Annotated in this window: 14 protein-coding genes; 5 read left to right on the forward strand and 9 right to left on the reverse strand. The window is 42.6% G+C overall.

What is annotated here, in order from left to right:
* The first annotated feature begins 17 nt into the window (after positions 1–17).
* The 4 genes from fldB to BM528_RS15525 all read left to right on the forward strand — a co-directional run bounded on the left by fldB (position 18) and on the right by BM528_RS15525 (position 3,654).
* Positions 18–554 (forward strand): flavodoxin FldB, encoded by a 537-nt coding sequence (gene fldB, locus BM528_RS15510; RefSeq protein ID WP_071980615.1) that lies wholly within the window; start codon positions 18–20, stop codon positions 552–554.
* 63 nt (positions 555–617) lie between these two features.
* Positions 618–1,403 carry a CLCA_X family protein gene (locus tag BM528_RS15515; protein WP_071980616.1) on the forward strand — a complete coding sequence of 262 codons (786 nt, stop codon included), beginning with the start codon at positions 618–620 and terminating at the stop codon, positions 1,401–1,403.
* A 144-nt stretch (positions 1,404–1,547) separates the two neighbouring features.
* Positions 1,548–1,955 carry an ExbD/TolR family protein gene (locus BM528_RS15520; RefSeq protein ID WP_071980617.1) on the forward strand — a complete coding sequence of 136 codons (408 nt, stop codon included), beginning with the start codon at positions 1,548–1,550 and terminating at the stop codon, positions 1,953–1,955.
* A gap of 373 nt (positions 1,956–2,328) precedes the next feature.
* Positions 2,329–3,654: a choice-of-anchor A family protein gene (locus BM528_RS15525; RefSeq protein ID WP_156844080.1), complete on the forward strand. Its 1,326-nt coding sequence runs from the start codon at positions 2,329–2,331 to the stop codon at positions 3,652–3,654.
* Here BM528_RS15525 and BM528_RS15530 read toward each other — a convergent pair.
* From BM528_RS15530 to BM528_RS15565, 8 genes are all read right to left on the reverse strand, one after another.
* Positions 3,634–6,081 (reverse strand): cellulose synthase subunit BcsC-related outer membrane protein, encoded by a 2,448-nt coding sequence (locus BM528_RS15530; protein ID WP_232230652.1) that lies wholly within the window; start codon positions 6,079–6,081, stop codon positions 3,634–3,636. The two genes, BM528_RS15525 and BM528_RS15530, sit on opposite strands and share 21 nt — an antisense overlap.
* Before the next feature lie 5 nt (positions 6,082–6,086).
* Entirely contained in the window at positions 6,087–7,130 is a 1,044-nt protein-coding gene (locus BM528_RS15535) for a glycosyl hydrolase family 8 (RefSeq protein ID WP_071980619.1), read from the reverse strand.
* Positions 7,124–9,433 carry a cellulose biosynthesis cyclic di-GMP-binding regulatory protein BcsB gene (locus tag BM528_RS15540; RefSeq protein ID WP_071980620.1) on the reverse strand — a complete coding sequence of 770 codons (2,310 nt, stop codon included), beginning with the start codon at positions 9,431–9,433 and terminating at the stop codon, positions 7,124–7,126. Before BM528_RS15540 ends, BM528_RS15535 begins: the two co-directional genes overlap by 7 nt.
* Before the next feature lie 3 nt (positions 9,434–9,436).
* Positions 9,437–11,656 (reverse strand): UDP-forming cellulose synthase catalytic subunit, encoded by a 2,220-nt coding sequence (bcsA, locus tag BM528_RS15545; protein WP_071980621.1) that lies wholly within the window; start codon positions 11,654–11,656, stop codon positions 9,437–9,439.
* Positions 11,637–12,215 carry a DUF2975 domain-containing protein gene (locus BM528_RS15550; protein ID WP_083595312.1) on the reverse strand — a complete coding sequence of 193 codons (579 nt, stop codon included), beginning with the start codon at positions 12,213–12,215 and terminating at the stop codon, positions 11,637–11,639. Before BM528_RS15550 ends, bcsA begins: the two co-directional genes overlap by 20 nt.
* A 249-nt stretch (positions 12,216–12,464) precedes the next feature.
* Complete coding sequence (locus BM528_RS15555; protein ID WP_071980622.1) at positions 12,465–12,950, reverse strand: YgjV family protein; 486 nt, start codon at positions 12,948–12,950, stop codon at positions 12,465–12,467.
* Positions 12,951–12,988: 38 nt separating this feature from the next.
* Positions 12,989–13,753, reverse strand: a complete 765-nt coding sequence (locus BM528_RS15560) for a tRNA1(Val) (adenine(37)-N6)-methyltransferase (protein WP_071980623.1) — start codon at positions 13,751–13,753, stop codon at positions 12,989–12,991.
* A 204-nt stretch (positions 13,754–13,957) separates the two neighbouring features.
* Entirely contained in the window at positions 13,958–14,578 is a 621-nt protein-coding gene (locus tag BM528_RS15565) for an NAD(P)H-binding protein (protein ID WP_071980624.1), read from the reverse strand.
* 70 nt (positions 14,579–14,648) lie between these two features.
* On the opposite strand from BM528_RS15565, the gene BM528_RS15570 reads away from it, so the two are divergent.
* Positions 14,649–16,871, forward strand: coding sequence for a S9 family peptidase (locus BM528_RS15570; protein ID WP_071980625.1), 2,223 nt, complete (start codon positions 14,649–14,651; stop codon positions 16,869–16,871).
* Positions 16,872–16,928: 57 nt separating this feature from the next.
* Here BM528_RS15570 and BM528_RS15575 read toward each other — a convergent pair whose 3' ends face one another.
* Positions 16,929–17,303, reverse strand: a complete 375-nt coding sequence (locus BM528_RS15575; RefSeq protein WP_071980626.1) for a PH domain-containing protein — start codon at positions 17,301–17,303, stop codon at positions 16,929–16,931.
* Positions 17,304–17,309 lie beyond the last annotated feature (6 nt).

Here is a 17,309-nt window from a genome sequence, read left to right on the forward strand (position 1 = left end):
AAAGAAAGAGGTATCGAATGAGTGATGGCGCCCTGTCTATAGGTTTATTTTTTGGCTCAACAACCTGTTATACCGAAATGGCAGCGGAAAAAATTCAAGCTCAGCTTAATAGCCTTTTCGATGACAACGTAGTCGAACTTCATAATATTAAAGACGTAAATTTATCTCGTACTGCCGACTATGACATTATTATTTTTGGTATTTCAACGTGGGATTTCGGTGAGTTGCAAGAAGACTGGGAGTCTCATTGGGAAGATGTTCATCGTTTAGACCTGTCGGGTAAAACTATCGCTCTTTTTGGTTTAGGTGACCAATTGGGGTATGGCGAGTGGTTCCAAGACGCCTTGGGCATGCTTCACGACGCCATTCTACCCTCTAACTGCAATATAATCGGTTATTGGCCCAATAAGGGTTATGAATTTACCGCTTCTAAGGCACTTACCGAAGATAAAAGCCACTTTGTGGGCTTGTCGCTTGATGATGAAAATCAATATGAACAAACAGATGAGCGCGTGGAAGCATGGTGCGAGCAACTTCTTATTTCTCTTGTTTAATTAAGGTTTAGCCTTAATGAAAAACAAAAAAACCTAAGCGCCACAAATTTGAGATCGAAAGACGTGGAAACGAAAGGCCGCATCCACCAGCCATTTTACCGCAACGGGCCTAGCCACCGGGACGGTGCTGATGTGTCGTTTCAAGATATAAGAAAGCTATTCAACTTTGCCACTATTACTGTAGGTCGTTGGGTAACTCCTGAAGAGCAACAAATAGCGGCCAACTTATTTTTTGATGCGCTTTACGATCTCACTACTATTCTCAATATTAATGAGCAGGTTTTATCCCTCAACGGCTCGCTTTCACTTGCTTTTGGAAGTGGCGGACAAAAAAATGCGAGCGCTCATTATAACAGTGCGAAGAGACAATTAGCGTTGGCAAAAAATGCTGGGGCAGGCGCATTGGCGCATGAATGGTTTCATGCCTTTGACCATTATATAGCACCACGTATGTTTGAGGCATTGTCGCCAGGCACCTTTGCCACACAAGCCTGGCTCGACAATGCGGTTATGAACCCTCATCCACTTAACCAAAAACTAAGTGATTGCTTTTCCATAATGTTTTTAGATCACAATAAGCGACCTAACGAGTATTTTGTAAAATCCGTAGAGGCTGATCGAGCGCTGAAAACATTTTACTACGCTATGCCACAGGAAATGGCCGCCAGGGCCTTCGAATCGTGTATACAGGACCATCACATTAAAAATGCATTCTTGGTGCAAGGTACAAAAAAGTCTACAGAAGCTAGACTTGGCATTTATCCTCATGGTAATTTGCGTATAACACTCAATAAAGCATTGATGTTGTATTTTTACCAATTAGGCGTCGCCATTTCACACAAACGCTAACAACTCTGCGTGCAATTACCGTGAAATTGAGCATTTTTCCAGCAACAAGTGATTACGAGCGCACAGTTTTGTACAAAAGCCTGTATATTTTTGTTACAAACAGTATACTAATGGGCTCGAACGTAACAGAAGAAAGAAGACGAGATGAAAAGAAAAAAGCATACCTCGGCCGAAGACGAGGCTCAGATTGATATGACCCCCATGTTGGACATCGTGTTCATCATGTTGATTTTCTTCATCGTAACGACCTCGTTCGTAAAAGAAAAAGGGTTAGACGTAAATCGTCCAGAAGATAATCAAGCGAAAAACGATAAGCCTTCTAAAGCGCTTTCAATTCGTATTGAGGAAGACGGTACAATAATGATGGGTGGACGTGAAGTTGATGTTCGTCGTGTTGTAGCTAACACTCAAACTTATCTTGCCGAAAACAATACTGACACTGCTGCTATCCAAGCCGATGAAGAAGCTGAACACGGCGTTGTGGTAGAAGTAATGAACCAAGTAAAAGTTGCTGGTATATCAAAAGTATCGGTACTGGTTAAGAAGGGATAATTTCTCTGCTTAATCATCAAAAAGCCGCCTTAGGGCTGTCTCTTATACACAAATCCCTACTAAGTAATTAGTGGGGATTTTTTTGAACTCTTCCTTCCAACTCTGATCAGATCTTTCACTTAACTCATTTGAAAGTCATATGGCAAGGATGGTTCAAACTGCAAACCATCCTTGAAGGCTATGAGCTAGCCCTGTCTCTTGATATCGACTTGTGATCAAGAGACAGCCTTAGGGCGGCTTTTTTCGTATTACCCCCTATACCAAAGTATAGATTGCTCAATCGCATGATTTTTAGTTATACTATAAAGTAAGGTTTGTCTGGAAAGCCATGTTGAAAGTGCCGTTCCAGGCTCAGACAATCCTGGAGCAAAATATGAAACTAAAAGCTACTGCTGCATTTGCCGCAGCCCTTATCTCTTCTCCACTTAGCTATGCTGGAACTATCGAGCTAAGCCAAGCGTTCAATTACAACGCTTTCATTTTCAATGATTTTTCAGGCGAACGCTCTGACGTTGAAGGCAAGCTTGCTGTTGGTGGTAATCTGACAGTAGAAGACTTTGACGTTGGTTTATTACTTCCTCAAGATCTGTCTGAAAGCTCGCTATATGTGGGAGGCGATCTTTCCTTTAGCCGCGGTAAAGTTAATGGCGGTCAAACTACTGTTTCAGGTATGGTGGAAGCCAGCTATGTGGAGTTCGCTGGGGCGGTAAATAGCGAGAGCTTTGTGTCTATTGAAGGCGGCTCTGTCTCTAGCGGTGGTATAAATAGCAAAGGGGATGTATCTCTTGTAGATGCAGGAATTAGACAAGGCGATATTGATGCTGAAGGCAGCGTTTTCATAAAAAGTTCTGGTTTAGACGATGGCTCAGTTACCTATGGTAATGAGTTAATTGTAGAAAACGGTAACGCTGGAACATCTGCCTCTGTTAAGGATACAACTAATATTGTCGACGTAGAAAACCTCGATTTCACGACGATGAAAAACGAAGTTATCGCCCAATCAAAAGATTTCGCTGCTCGCGACGTCAACGGTATTACAACACTGTCTTGCGGTTCCCAAACATGTTCCGAAAGTGCAAGTTCACCTATCGATACCATCACTTTTTCTGGCTCTGATGATGTAAACATCTTCTCAATTGATAGTGCGTGGTTTAGTGCCGCTGGCAAAGATATTGTGTACGACTTCTCCACTACGAGTATCAATATTATTAACGTATTCGGTAAGGAAGTGGAGCTATTTAATACTGGCTTCTTTAATACTGCTTTTTCACAGGAGAACAGCTACTTCAGAGAGAATGGGCAGTATCGCGATAATGATAATAATGAAAACCAGCGACATGATGGTTTATATACAAACAATATTCTGTTTAATTTCGTCGATGCCACCGACGTTACACTTCACGCCGTGGGCGTAAAGGGAAGTGTTCTTGCTCCTTATGCAGAACTCAGTTTTTACAATGGCCATATAGATGGAAACCTTATCGCCAGTAGTTTGGTAACGCCTGAGGTTGAATTAAAAAACGATAAAGATGAGACCTATCTAGCCCCTACGGGTCAAGTGAACAACTATCGGTTTGGCGCCATAAATGTGAGTGAACCAGCATCGATCGTTCTACTTTTCGGTGCGGGGTGTTTTATGTTAGCACGCAGAAAGAAGACTTCTCGTGATAGTGTGAACTTAAAGCGCGAAACCTTTTAACTTTGGCGAAGATAGCATTAGCTCATCACTGGTGACACCATTACCTTTCCCGCCTCGCCATCTCACTTGAATTCCTGCTTCAAAAGCCTGATATTCAACGGCAAAGGCTTTGCCTAGATAGGCTGCAATTATCCACTCTGGGCTAATACGATATTGTGCTTCTGCTAGGAAGTTTCCACTTAAACCCGTGTCTTTCGAATAAGGCAAGGTAAATTCAGGAGATGCGTCACTCCCCTCATCTGGGAAATTCAGTAGGGGAAATCGAGAGTCTGCTGCTTGCTCAAGTCGAGATATTGCTAAGGCGTTACTAAGCTTAAATTGCCACTCAAGAGCTTCCAGTGTCAGAAGCTCTGAATATAATCCTATAGAAACAAAATAATTGGGGCTGAAATATCCCCCATTGCCATAGGTAAACCCACTGCTGTTATTGTCATACCCTGAGTAACTTGCAAAAGGACCTATGCGCCAGTAATCAATAATATCAGCCACTGAAGATCCTATCTTAGCACCAATATCGTAACTGAGATCGCCGCGAAGCATCAGTGCCTTGTTATCTTCCACAAGATCTCCGTGAAGTGCACTGATTTGTATTGTGCCCGCAGCAGACCAATTTGGGGCTATTTGATAGGCCGCTAACCCTCTAACACCATCTTCGAGAACATAACCCCAAGCGTTTTCATTACGCGCGTTAAAAGATCCAGTCTGACTCAACATACTGTCTCCTTTTGGGTAGCGAAAAACGGTGGCAGCAAGCGTAACATCAGGCAAAAACCAAGTAGCCGAAACTTGCCCTGTTAGCGCTGTATTTACAGGTTGATCAAACATGCCGTATTCTGCGTTTGCATAAACATTAAATCCTACACCTTGATAAGAGACCTCTGCTCTTATTCCCTTGTCTTCAAAACCCGTGATATTATTTGATACGGGAGCAAAGGAGCTACCCACTAAATTATCTCCGAGCCACACGTTTGGCGGGGCCTGGCCGGTGTAAAATTGTTTATAATCTAAGGTAACTTGCCATTGCCATTCTTTGTAGATATCCCCTACTCCAACATAGCTAGTCAAAACATCGAAATTCCCAAGCCCTGCTTGGCCAGAGCGTGAACGGGTGGTCATTCCTGATACTACACTGAAGGCATCCTTGGTTTGAGCGTTGATAGCACGCTTATCAGCATTGTTATAAGACAACAAAAACTGCTTTCTGGGCCAAGCGTTGTTGTTTATCTGAGCTTGACGACTTGTATTTACTATCGAAAATTTTGCCGACAACTGCCTTAATTTAAGTGTATTTTGACTATTCAAACGAACTAACTCATCGGCAACTGCCTTGTCATTCGGGTTCAAGGCCAATACTTTTTCAAAAGCTTCTGTAGCAATAGCTACGCTGCCGTTTTTTGCCGCCGCCCAGCCCAATAATGAAAGCTCACCTTCGGTTAAGCGTCTAATGTTGCTAAGCCGCTGTGCTGCACGAATACTCCCTTTATACTTTTTATCCTCGTAGAGTAAAAGTTGCTGCTGCGCTAAACCGTCTGCGCATCTGCGCAAAAAGTTCTCGGTGCTTATAGCGCAGGCCAACGCATTTGCTTGTACTGATTTATTTTGTGCGTTTAATGATAGATATTGCCCTTCTAAATTTTTCGCTAAAGCAAAGAACTCATAGGCTCTTTGGTAGCCCTTATCATTAAAGCTATTCCATGCTTCTGTCTCGATTAAAGATAAAACAACACCGTTCTCTTTATTTTCTGCAAGCAAGTTGACCAACTTTTCCATGTTACCTTGCGATATAGCCTGCTCAGTTTCCAAAGTAAGAATAGTTTCAATACCTTGGCGTGCCGAGCGTTTGGCTATCTCACTTTTTGCTAATGTTTGCACTCTATTAAACTGGCTTTGGGCGACTGTTAGCTGCCCTCGCTCTATGGCTGTCCATCCCATTAACAAGAGAGAATTTACATCATCGGTACGTTCAGCAATTGTTAGAAGTGCATCAAACTCTTGGTTTGTTATTTTGCGCTCTCGAGGACTTTTAGAGGCAAATACCTCAAGAGGAGTGGCTACAGGTTCCGTGGTCTGTTTACTAAGTGTGCTTAACTTGCCACTTGAGGTTTCAGTCTGTTTGTTTCGAGGCTGGTTAATTTGCGCCAATGCCGCCTGCAAATCGGCAGAGGGTTTCCAAGACGGATAGATATTACGAAGACGCCCAAACTCAGCATTAGCGAGTGCTGTTTGCCCCTGCTCTATATGAAACCATAAACCAGTAACATCCGGTTTCCCCTCTTCTATTGGTGCAAAATCAATATCATTTTTCTCATAGGTGGTTTTAGTTTGCGCATTCGCGTGATAAATCGGTGTCAACGCAAGAGTGATTGCACAGAGTACTGGCAAGGGAGTCAATAAAAGAAGCGATATACCTCGTAGCATTTTTAACATATTACTCACGAGGACATGTCCGATACCGCTAGCATCGATAGCAGCACCAAACTAGCAGAATAATAATCCGTATTGCGATTGAGTATTGGCCACCTCGGCTGTTTTCCGTTATCAATTTTGTTTACCGCCTGAACTACAGCTTTCATTCCAGGAGTCATTGTATAATCAGAAGGCGCCTCATTCTCTAGCTCTAGGGTAGCTGGCTTATTGGGCGAACTCCACCATGTCGTAAATGGCGCCAAAAGAGTGTCTCGCTTTGCGTTCTCGTGAAAGGCTGGCGACCAAACTAAATGCAGTGGGATCCTGATTGCGTTAAATCCAAACTCACCAGCAATAACATTGTCTAGCGAAATTTTACCGTTGTTAATTCGTGTCCAGTCTGAGGGCAGCTTATACGAAGAAAAACTCGCTTCCTGAATTAAGAAGATACCGCTTTCGAATAATGCCTTCCAAACGTCGGGGTTGTCACTGTTTTGCGAAAATGCAGTTAGAGCCGGAAACACCCAATAAGAAAGGTTGAATTGCACACCGCTATCGTCCTTAAACCCCGCTACTCCAGGTAATAAAAGCGTGTAAGGCTCTTGGGCGACAATGAGCTTCTTCTCGATAGTATTAATAATCTTAATAGCTTCGCTTTTATAACCATCAACCCCCCATTTCTCAGCGGCTCGCAATAACGCCCAGGCAATTAGAATATCACCGTCCGATGCATTATTAGGGTCGTCCACACAGGTTCTATTTTTAGCCTCACAAGGTATATATCGCCAGCTAAACAAACCGTCTGGGCGCTGCAATACTCTAACTGTCCATGTCCATAGCTTATCAAACGCCCGCCTATCGTTTGCCGCTACAGAAAATAGCAGACCGTAACCCTGCCCCTCTGAGTGAGAGATATTGTTATTACCAGTATCTATCACCCTACCATCAATAACAAACAGCGCCTTGTAAGCCGAAAAAGCGTTTTCAAACTCTCTATTGCCAGTTTTTGCACAGGACGTCAGCATGATCACTATTCCCAACACCCAAAACCAACGTGTATTTTTTACCATGTCTCTTGTACTTTTTGATTGCGACGCTTGAGCAATAGGTAAATTAACAAGCTCACGATGAATACCAAGACGACAAAGCCAACCAGCCAGTACCATGGGTTATTAGAAAGCCAAAGCCTTAGCTGCAGCCACGCGTCATCAGACTCTCCTATTTCATAGGTTTCGCTCACCTGCATGACAAGAGATGGTGAATTATCATCACTCCAAGCGAAAAAATCTCCGGCCAGCTGTCCCCACATAGATAAGCTCACTAAGTCATTTACCCTTTCGTTTAGCAGCTCTGCTGTTTCGGCTGCAAGAATAAATAGTGTGTCCTCACTTTGTGGGTTAGCATGCGCAGTAAGAATAGCCTGCGGTCCTAAATCGCTCTTTTGAACAATATTTCCGTCAATCTTCATGGCTTTAAAACTCATATCCTGAGTTGCGTTTCTAATGCGATTGTGAAGACTATTTTGTAAACGATAAGACCATTTTTTGGTTGCTTCTATTGCCGTTGTAAATTCAGTCTGCTGAACCTGCGATAACGACTCTGGCGTACCTAAAATAATGGCAGAACCTTTCCTACCTTCGGGCATCTCAGTAGTAATAGACATATTCAATAAAGGCGCTTTTACTACCTGAGCAAGCTTGGCACTTAAGGTCAGCGCACTGTCGATAAAGTCTTGTGATGGTATAACAATGGTAGAGGCAGGTGCAGACTCAAACCGCGCTAGTGGATAACCAGTTTCGCCGAACAGGGCTAAATTGGGTTGCACTGCCACATGCCCCGCATCAGGAAGGTCAATGGCTGAGGAGTTCTCTAATTGGAAAACTAGGTGTTTCCCTGCAACTTCATCGCAGGGCACTCCAGCTAATGGCGCGCGTAACGTGACGTTAAAATCAATGTTATTAACACCGCCTTTTAAATATCTCGCAGGTACTGAGAGTTTATAATTTTTAAATACTTGCCCATTAGGATTATCTAGCGCAAGACCGTGAATTAACTCGTCATTAACTTTGACATTCAACACGGTTCCGGGGCCGTTCCCGGCTCCGTAACCAAAGTTAAGTAGCAGCCCTACGCTTGCATTTTCAGGTACATAGAAGTCGGCAGGTAACGTAAATGAAGCCCGTTTAGAGAAATCACCTTCATCTCTAAACTGTGCACCAGATATACCTAAATCTTGGAAAGTGTAAGTATTGTCTGGCGCCGCAATATGGTGCTTTTGCATTCGCGTAGCGTCCATACCCGATAAAGAAAGAACCGATATTTGAGAAACCATATTTATGGAATCATCCATTACCGCAAGCGCTTCCGCCGCTTTGTGCACGTCTTCTGTAGTGATACCACTAACGATAAGGCGATAGGTAGAAGGTATAATCACTCGATCGCCAATTGAAAACGCGGGGGTGACTTGAGTGTTTAAGTACGGGCCATCAATTGAGTCCACCTGAGTATCTGATAATACGGGTGACAAGGACGCCGCTGTTCCCACTAAAACATGTAAAGGCTCAGTGATGCTTTTGATATTACCCAATAATGTGTCTTGGTTTTTTCTGACCTGTGTTGTGTACCAAGCTGAGCGTTCATATCGCTGAATATTTTTATCCATCCAACTTTGATTTGTTGTGTCGCCTAGTTCAGGTAACACATACCCTTCAGGAAAAGTTGCATGTTGAATCGCTAGAGGCTGATATTGATTTCTAAGTGCGAGGCCTTGGCTTACCAATGAGAGTGTACGTTGCTTAATATCGTCTTCGGTGTCTGTTGCTGTCACTAGAGACACAGCACGTACTCCGCCAATTCCTGGGTTGAAGAAACCGTTCAATTTATCGAAGGTGAAATTGCTTACGTTATTCGTAGTTGATATTTGCAGTGTGGAATTATACATATTGACTTCGCTCCACAACTCGGGAGCGCTACCATCGACACATTGATTAGCATAGTGTTGGCTAACCTCTAATGTAAGTGTATTAAAGCCATCTCGCCATAATGCATTGGGAACTTTCACTTCAGAAATCAGCGATGGACGTGCGGGATCGAATCTTATCTGACCTATAGTGGCGTTATTAAACCGCACTACGAGTTGGGAGCGCTTTTCTATCAAGGCTCTGGAGCTAACTACGTCTAGTGTAAGCACCGCCTCTTTAACATCAGCTATTGAAGACAGAGGAATAGCAAAGTCCAACGAGTCTGCCTTTCCCTCTAGTCTAATAATACTTTCACCTGCGAAAAAGTCTGTTAAGCGGTAGGTACTTGTCTCGGCTTGCACAGTGAGTGCGAAAAGCAAGCTCAACAGCAAAGTAGAATATATTCTTATCATTATTTATTCCTTGGCAGAACTTATTTTGTGACTTATTTTTTTAGTCATTTTCTCCACTGCATGCATGAAATGAAGAAAAGCTGGCTTTAAACCCACACTGAGTACGTGTTTAGCACCATACCAGTATGTTATCGCACGCGTTCTCCTTCGCTGAAAAGACATCCATCTTCTACTATCCGCTAGCGCAAAAGCTACAATCTCACTGTGCTCTCTTTCTGTACAGGGTGTAAATTGAACACGGAGTAAAGACAACTTGCTGTCATAGTTTAAGACCTTTACTGGCAGGTCCACGTTCTTATTTAAAGCCTGACACCAAGCCGTCAGAGTTGCTTCTTCCGAAAATAATGCTCCCTCACCTTTCAATCTCATTCTAGCACCACCAATAGAAAGGTCTACAAGATCACCAACCCAAGCGTTTCCTTTGATTGTTCGTATCACTACATTATTTGTTGCGGGTAAACGAGCTTGAGAGCGTACTTGCTTTCGCTCTAATAGAACACTCAATACCGACAATAAAAGCAAAAGGTTGAACCCGTTCCACAACATAACGACAACGGTTAACTCTCTAGTGAGTGGGTCTGAAAAGAATTTTATTAACCCAGTGAAGAAGGCAAATAACAATATAAAAATAAGCCAATAAAAAACACTGGCTAATGGCGATACAAATGTTTTATCTAGGCTCTCACCTTTTGGAGTAACCACGAAAGAAGGCGCTCGAGGCTTCAAAAAGACTTTTATAAGAGCTTTCAATGTGAACGCACATTGAAGTATTTCGTATATTTCAGATACCAAGGGCCATCGTGTCCTACCGAACAACATGGTGGAAATCATATAAGTAGCGATTACATGAGGAATAGTGTAAGCCAAAATCTCGAGCATTGAAGCGTGATAAACCTGCAGCCCAAATACAAGATAGGCCAATGGCATCAATAAGAAAATGATACGAGCGAAGGGAAACAACCAAAACATAATAGAGCTCATATATCCAACGCGCTGATACCACTTGAGGCCCTCGGATTTGAAGGGCTTCTTTAACAAAAGAATTTGAGTCATTCCTTGAGCCCAGCGCATTCGTTGTTGTATGAATGCATCAAAAGTTTCTGGGGCAAGACCACTGACCATTGGCCTGTCAACATAAACAGATTCATAGCCCAATTTGTGTAAATCTAATGCGGTTTCAGCATCTTCGGTTATTGACTCGCCAGAAATACCACCTACAAGCTCAAGATGCGCTCTTCTCATTAAAGCGGCTGAACCACAGAAAAATGAGCTTCCCCAGTAATCTAAGCCTTTTTGTATGGTGCCATAAAACATATCATTTTCGGATGGCATTCGAGTGAATGCTGAAAAGTAATTTCTTTCAACGGGGTCTGGATTCGCCATGAAATGGGGTGTCTGTACTAGGAAAACGTTATCATTTTTTAACATCCAAGGTACTGTTCTATCGAGAAAGTCCGATGTGGGCACGTGATCAGCGTCAAGAATGACAATGAGGTCACTTCTTGTGTTATTTATCGCACTATTCACATTACCCGCTTTTGCAAACTCATTTTTTGCGCGCGTGTGATAGGTAATGTTATGTTTCTCACAAAGCTTTTGAAGTTTGATACGACGGGCTTTCGCCTTTGATGCGGCGATTTCATCCTTCGCATTAATTTTCTGATCAGTCCCCCCGTCATCTAATAAGTGAATAAATAACTTATCCTTCGGATAATCGAGTACCTTCGCTGCTCTTATAGTCACTTCAAGAATATCAACGTCTTCATTGTATGTAGGTATCATGACATCGACTGAGGGAAGCCCTTCTGTATTTATTCCCTTTAATGTAAGTAGTGGTCTATTGAGAGGAAATGCGTTTACGATTGCGCCTAGGACTGAAGTGACACCTGCATAAATTTCAGCAATAAATAAAAGCCAAACAGCAATAGCGGAAATGAGGTCGGTGTAGGTAAGCGTGTATAAACCGCGCCAAAGAAGATAGCGCGTAGTTAAAGCAGTCCCTAAGACAAGTGCTAAAACACGAAAAAAATTTTTATACTTTTGAGTTTGTCGGGCTTCTTTACTACACCACCCAATGGTGAGTATAACAATTGACGATGCAAACAATTGGCCGATAGCATCCATAGGCGCCAATAAAAACGCACCTAGTAACAAGCAAGCAATAAGTACTACACTTACATATCTCTCTTTAAATATAAGCCTTTCATGTTGCGAATTGTCCAAAGCTGCGATCCACTACGTTTAGTTTAGTTACACTTGCGTAGTTCGCTCTATTTATCAAAGTCAGACCATCGTCAGTAACTTCGACTTCATAATTACTCTTATAAAAAAGTCTAGAAATGTTATCTCGTTGCTGCATTGCACTCTTGCTAGCAATGAAACATATCGGATAAATGGCTAGACCCGTAACAGCAACCAACAAGAGTCCGTAAAAGATCATTGGAGGTATCGTTGGTGCCGTGAATAGAGAAAAAACAAGTGTCGACAAGCAAGTAACTGTTAATATACCAGCAATTTTACGTAAACGAGTAGCGTTGTTGAGCTCTTTTTCGGATTTTTGGAGCAATTGCAGTCTTTTCTGCCAAAGGGCCTGCGTTTCGACGTAAGAGTTGTCTTCCTCTATAGTGCATCGAGCTGTTTGTTTAGTCTCGCTTTCAAGTTGCATTTGCTGCTTTGCATACTCATAGATGCTGATAGGTGTACAATCACAAAGCGAGTGTTCGAGTAATCTCTCAGAATTGGTTTTTTGACCGATATAACTCGTATCAAGTTTCTTAATCACGTTTTGACTCCACAGAGGCTTGGTAAGAGCCTATAGTGTGGCCTGACAAAAAAACATCGCTCACTTCATACAATGTAATGAGAAACAATACGTGTAATGACATAATAGTATCAATTCAACTTTCGGATAAAAAACAAGCAAACTGAGGGGGGGGGGGAGAAAGAAATCTAGAGCCGTAAATACTCTCAACGTAAGTAAAATTCGACATTAATTTTTGTATCGACCATTATCGAGGCTTCTTAGAAGAAGCTATCTTTTTAATTTACTAATTATGCTTATCAGGTTGCTTATATTAAACACCGTGCCAAATATGCTTCCCACTGAGATGGCGTAGATTAAACCCAACGACTCAGCAACTAAAAATGTTCTTCTTATTTTATGTGTGTCTCTAATAACAATAGAGCCGATGGTGAATATCAAAGACGAGGCGTAGGCAATAAAAATATTCCAGTGGTGGTTTAAGAAAAACCACTCGTAGCACAAAAAGCCGATGTTGATCCCGATGAATGCAAACAAGATAAGGTTGCTTCTATTTTTTATTGCAATGATGTTACGAACGCTTGCGAGCAGTGTGCCCACGCCTGCAGCCATAGCGTCTAGCATAAAGAAATGGGCACTTAAACTTGCTAACGCAAAGGCTGATAGAACCAGGTATCTGTCTACATTATTCTGTCTATACCCAATGAAGTTAAGAACTACAGCAAGTGCGCCAAACGCTTCTGCTACCACCATCATGAATTTATCTCTCTAAAAGTATGCGTTAAAAGTACGTATTAAAAGTTGAGGTAAAACGCCTGGCATAATGCTTTAAAGTCCGGTGTGTACGTACCTTCGAGCTCTCGTATAGATAACTCTTGTTCAGCTTGCATCCGTGAAGTTAGCGTCTGTTCCTGTCCCTGTACCTTTGAGGTATCGTCACCAGAATGGGCTTGAAAACGAAACGCACACAGGTAGGGATCACTTTCATTGTTGTGTTTTACTGTTAATTGTTCGGCGAGAGAAAATCCACATGAAAAGGCAGCCTGTTTTATTTCTTCAACACGTTGAAATGGATATAGACAATACAAGCTTCCGCCATTCTTTAGATGTGACGCACTAAACTGAAAAAGCGCTAGGGGTGTAAGCAAGCGAGTTTGTCTTGCAACTGTTCTCGATTTAGTTTGAGTATGGTAGGCATTTGTAGACTTATTCACATGCTCAAAATAAGGAGGGTTTGAAACAATAATATCAAAGCGCACTTCCGGCTCATATTCATCAAGAGCCTGATGGAGAACAGTAATCTTATTAGGCCACTTCGACACTCTCACATTATCTCGAGCCTGCTCTGCCGCGTTTTTATCAACCTCAAGGGCCAAGATTTTAGCAGATTCTACGGTTTCCTGCGCTAGCATTAACGCTAGAATTCCTGTCCCTGTTCCAATATCCAATAATGACTGCGCATTGTTTGGCGCTACCCAGCTTCCCAATATTAAGCTGTCAGTATTGACCTTCATGGCACATTTATCTTGTGCCACATTAAATTGTTTACAACGGAACATAATTTCAGGCTACACATTAAGCAGGGAGAAAAACACAGCATGGTATTTTACCTTATGCCAGCATTTGATCATATTGTGTTTAGACATATTACGTTTAGCCAATGAGCTTCTTCAATTCTATTGGCTTCTCTGTTTACGCAGTTACTGCGTTAGCCCTGTTATGCAGTTTCGCCTGAAGCTTAGTATCTCTATTTGTAGCTAACGCTACCACTTCTGCAACGACATCATGTTTCTAGCGACATCTATTGGAGCAACAGGTCGGTATTTTTTAAACGGCCCTTTCATGATCGACTGCCAAATAGGCGCGGTTTTTTGCGCGACATCCTCAAGTAACCGAGGCTCATCTCGATCGCCTAACAGCAATGAAGGTCTTACCGCCGAGGCGTTCGGCAACTGCGGCATGCGCATTATCGCATTTTCTAATTCACCTTTAACTCTTAAATAAAAATTACTGCTTTTAGCATCGGCACCAACCGAGGATATCCAAACGAAGCTGTCGGCTCTCTGGGCACGAGTTAACTGTGCGGCAACGTGCACATACTCAAAATCTACTCGCCTAAAGGCTTTCTTAGATCCTGCTTTTTTTAGCGTTGTGCCAAGGCAGCAATACACATGATTTACACTAAAGTACCCTTGGTAGTCTTGAAGATTTTCAAAATCAATCACCACCGGCTTCAATCGATTGTGAGGGTCGTAGAACATTTGTGACGAAAGTGGCTTGCGTACTAAACACGTCACTTCGTTGTAGCGTCTATCTTGTAAAAGCATATTTACAAGTGTTCGTCCTACTAAACCTGTCGCTCCTAGCACCATTGCGGATTTCATACATTGCACCTTGTATCATGAGATGGTTTCTCTACAATCTAACCTTCGACAGTAAAATATGCAGATAAAAATGAAAAAAGCCCTTTTAATTGGAGCCGCTATGCTCTCTACTGCTTTACACGCTGAAACGCTCACTATTGAGCGAATTTTCTCATCTCCTTCATTAGACGGCAGCGCGCCGCGCACCCTCAAAGTATCACCCGACGGTGCACGCGTTACGTTTTTGAAAGGTAAACAAACAGACTACGAACGCCTCGACCTGTGGGAGTATCACATTGACAGCGGCGAAACACGTATGTTGTTTAACTCTAACGACCTACAAAGCGGTGAAGAAGTGCTTTCCGATGAAGAGAAAGCTCGCCGTGAACGCATGCGCTTAAAAGGCAGCGGCATTGTCAGTTACGAGTGGTCCGATGATGGGACAGCGTTACTGTTCCCTATGGGCGGCGATGTTTATTACCACAAACTGGGTGAAAAAGGCGCTAAACAACTCCTCGACACCGATGCCTTTGAAACAGATATTAAACTCTCTCCAAAGGGCAATTACATCTCTTACATTCGCGACCAAAATCTTTTCGTAAAACATATCGCCTCAGGTAAAGAGATGGCCATCACTAAAGAGGGTGGCGGAAATATCAAATTCGGTATGGCAGAGTTTGTGGCTCAAGAAGAAATGAGCAGAATGACAGGTTATTGGTGGTCTCCCGACGAGAGCAAAATTGCATTCACGAAGGTGGATGAAACACCTGTAGAAGTAATTACGCGCTCGGAAATTTATGCTGATGATATTAAACTCATTGAACAAAAATACCCCAAGGCGGGTACACCTAATGCAATAGTAGAACTAGCTATTCAGTCTCTAAATACGAATGAGCGCACTTGGGTTGATATGGGCGAGAACAAAGATGTTTATCTCGCCCGAGGCCAATGGATGCCAGACAGCACCACATTTACCTATCAATGGCAAACCCGCAACCAGCAAACCCTTGAACTGCGTGCTTTCAATACAAAGACAAAATCGCAAAACGTATTATTAACCGAACGCAGCAATACGTGGGTTAATTTGCACGATGACCTTTTCTTTTTAAAAGACAAAGGCCAATTTGTATGGGCTTCTGAAAGAGACGGCTTTAAGCATCTGTACCTATTCGATAACAGCGGTAAGCTGATTAAACAACTCACACAAGGTGAATGGGTAGTTGACAGTATAGAAGCGATAGACACCGTCAACAATCGCCTCTATTTCTCTGGTAGAAAAGATACTCCGTTAGAAAGTCATATTTATGTTGTACCGCTTGATAGCGAAGACAGCGCAGCCACTATTACTCGTATTACCGAGTTAGGCGCGTACCATGACGCAACATTTAGCAGCGATGCTTCAATCTTTATCGACCGATTCTCTACAGTTAACTCTCCTTTTCAAGTTAGCTTAAACGACGCCTCTGGCGAGCGAATTACTTGGCTTGAAGAAAACAAAGTAGAAAAAGGACACCCGCTTTATACCTATATGGACAGTTGGGCCAAACCTGAATTTGGCGATATCAAAACCAAAGACGGAGCAACGCTGAAGTATCGTATTTACAAGCCAGAAAGCGCGGTTGAGAACCCAAATAAGAAACACCCTGTTATTGTTTACTTATATGGCGGTCCACATGCTCAAGTTGTAACAAATAAGTGGGCGGGAAATCGCGGTTTACTTATGCAGCACTGGGTTGACCAAGGCTTTGTTGTGTTTACGCTAGACAACCGCGGCTCTAATTACCGAGGTAAAGCTTTTGAAGATCCAATTTACAAAAAAATGGGCTCTATAGAAGTTGATGATCAAGTCGCGGGCGTTGAATATTTGCGAACCCTGCCGTTCGTTGACGCAGACAAAATTGGTATTCATGGTCACAGTTACGGTGGCTATATGACACTTATGACAATGTTTAAAGCTGGTGACTATTTCAGTGCCGGCGTTTCTGGGGCTCCAGTGACCGACTGGCGCTTATATGATACCCATTATACCGAGCGTTACATGGGTAATCCAAACACAGAAAATGATGCGTATACTGCTTCCTCTGTGTTCCCTTATGCGAAAGACCTAAAGGGTGACTTGTTAATTTATCATGGAATGGCAGATGACAACGTGCTGTTCACCCATTCAACCATGTTGTACAAGCACCTGCAGGACTTAGCTATTCCTTTTGAAACTATGGATTACCCAGGTAAAAAGCATGGCCTTAGAGGTAAGCAAACCGGCATTCACTTATACAAAACCATAACAAACTTTTTTGAGCGAACACTAAAGTAAAAAGTAGTTGAGGTTTTAATGATGAAGAGCGGGCTTTACTAAAAGCCCGCTCTTTTTTTATGAGAACATTTGCGAGGCTAAGTTCTTCTGTACCGCTTGGGCAGATGAAGCGCTTAGTTCTATTTCGATGGCATCAGATTTTCCAGATAACCAAATTTTGAGTTCTGCATCTGTGTCAAAATGCCCTGCTGTTTCAACAATAAACTGAGTAATCGACTTATACGGAATAGAGTGATAATTCACTTTTCGCCCCGTAAGCCCTTGCTTGTCGATTAAAATTAAACGCTTATTTGTAAACACACTCAAATCTCTTACAAGCTTAAATGCCGATGTAACCGTTTCGTTGTCTGCTAGGATAGGAGATAACTCTTCTTGTACGTCTTCAGCACTAGTTTCACTAGCATTTCCCATAATGGTGTCGAACAAACCCATACTCTT

This window comes from Alteromonas sp. RW2A1 (genome assembly GCF_001886475.1).
Classification (GTDB): Bacteria; Pseudomonadota; Gammaproteobacteria; order Enterobacterales; family Alteromonadaceae; genus Alteromonas; species Alteromonas hispanica.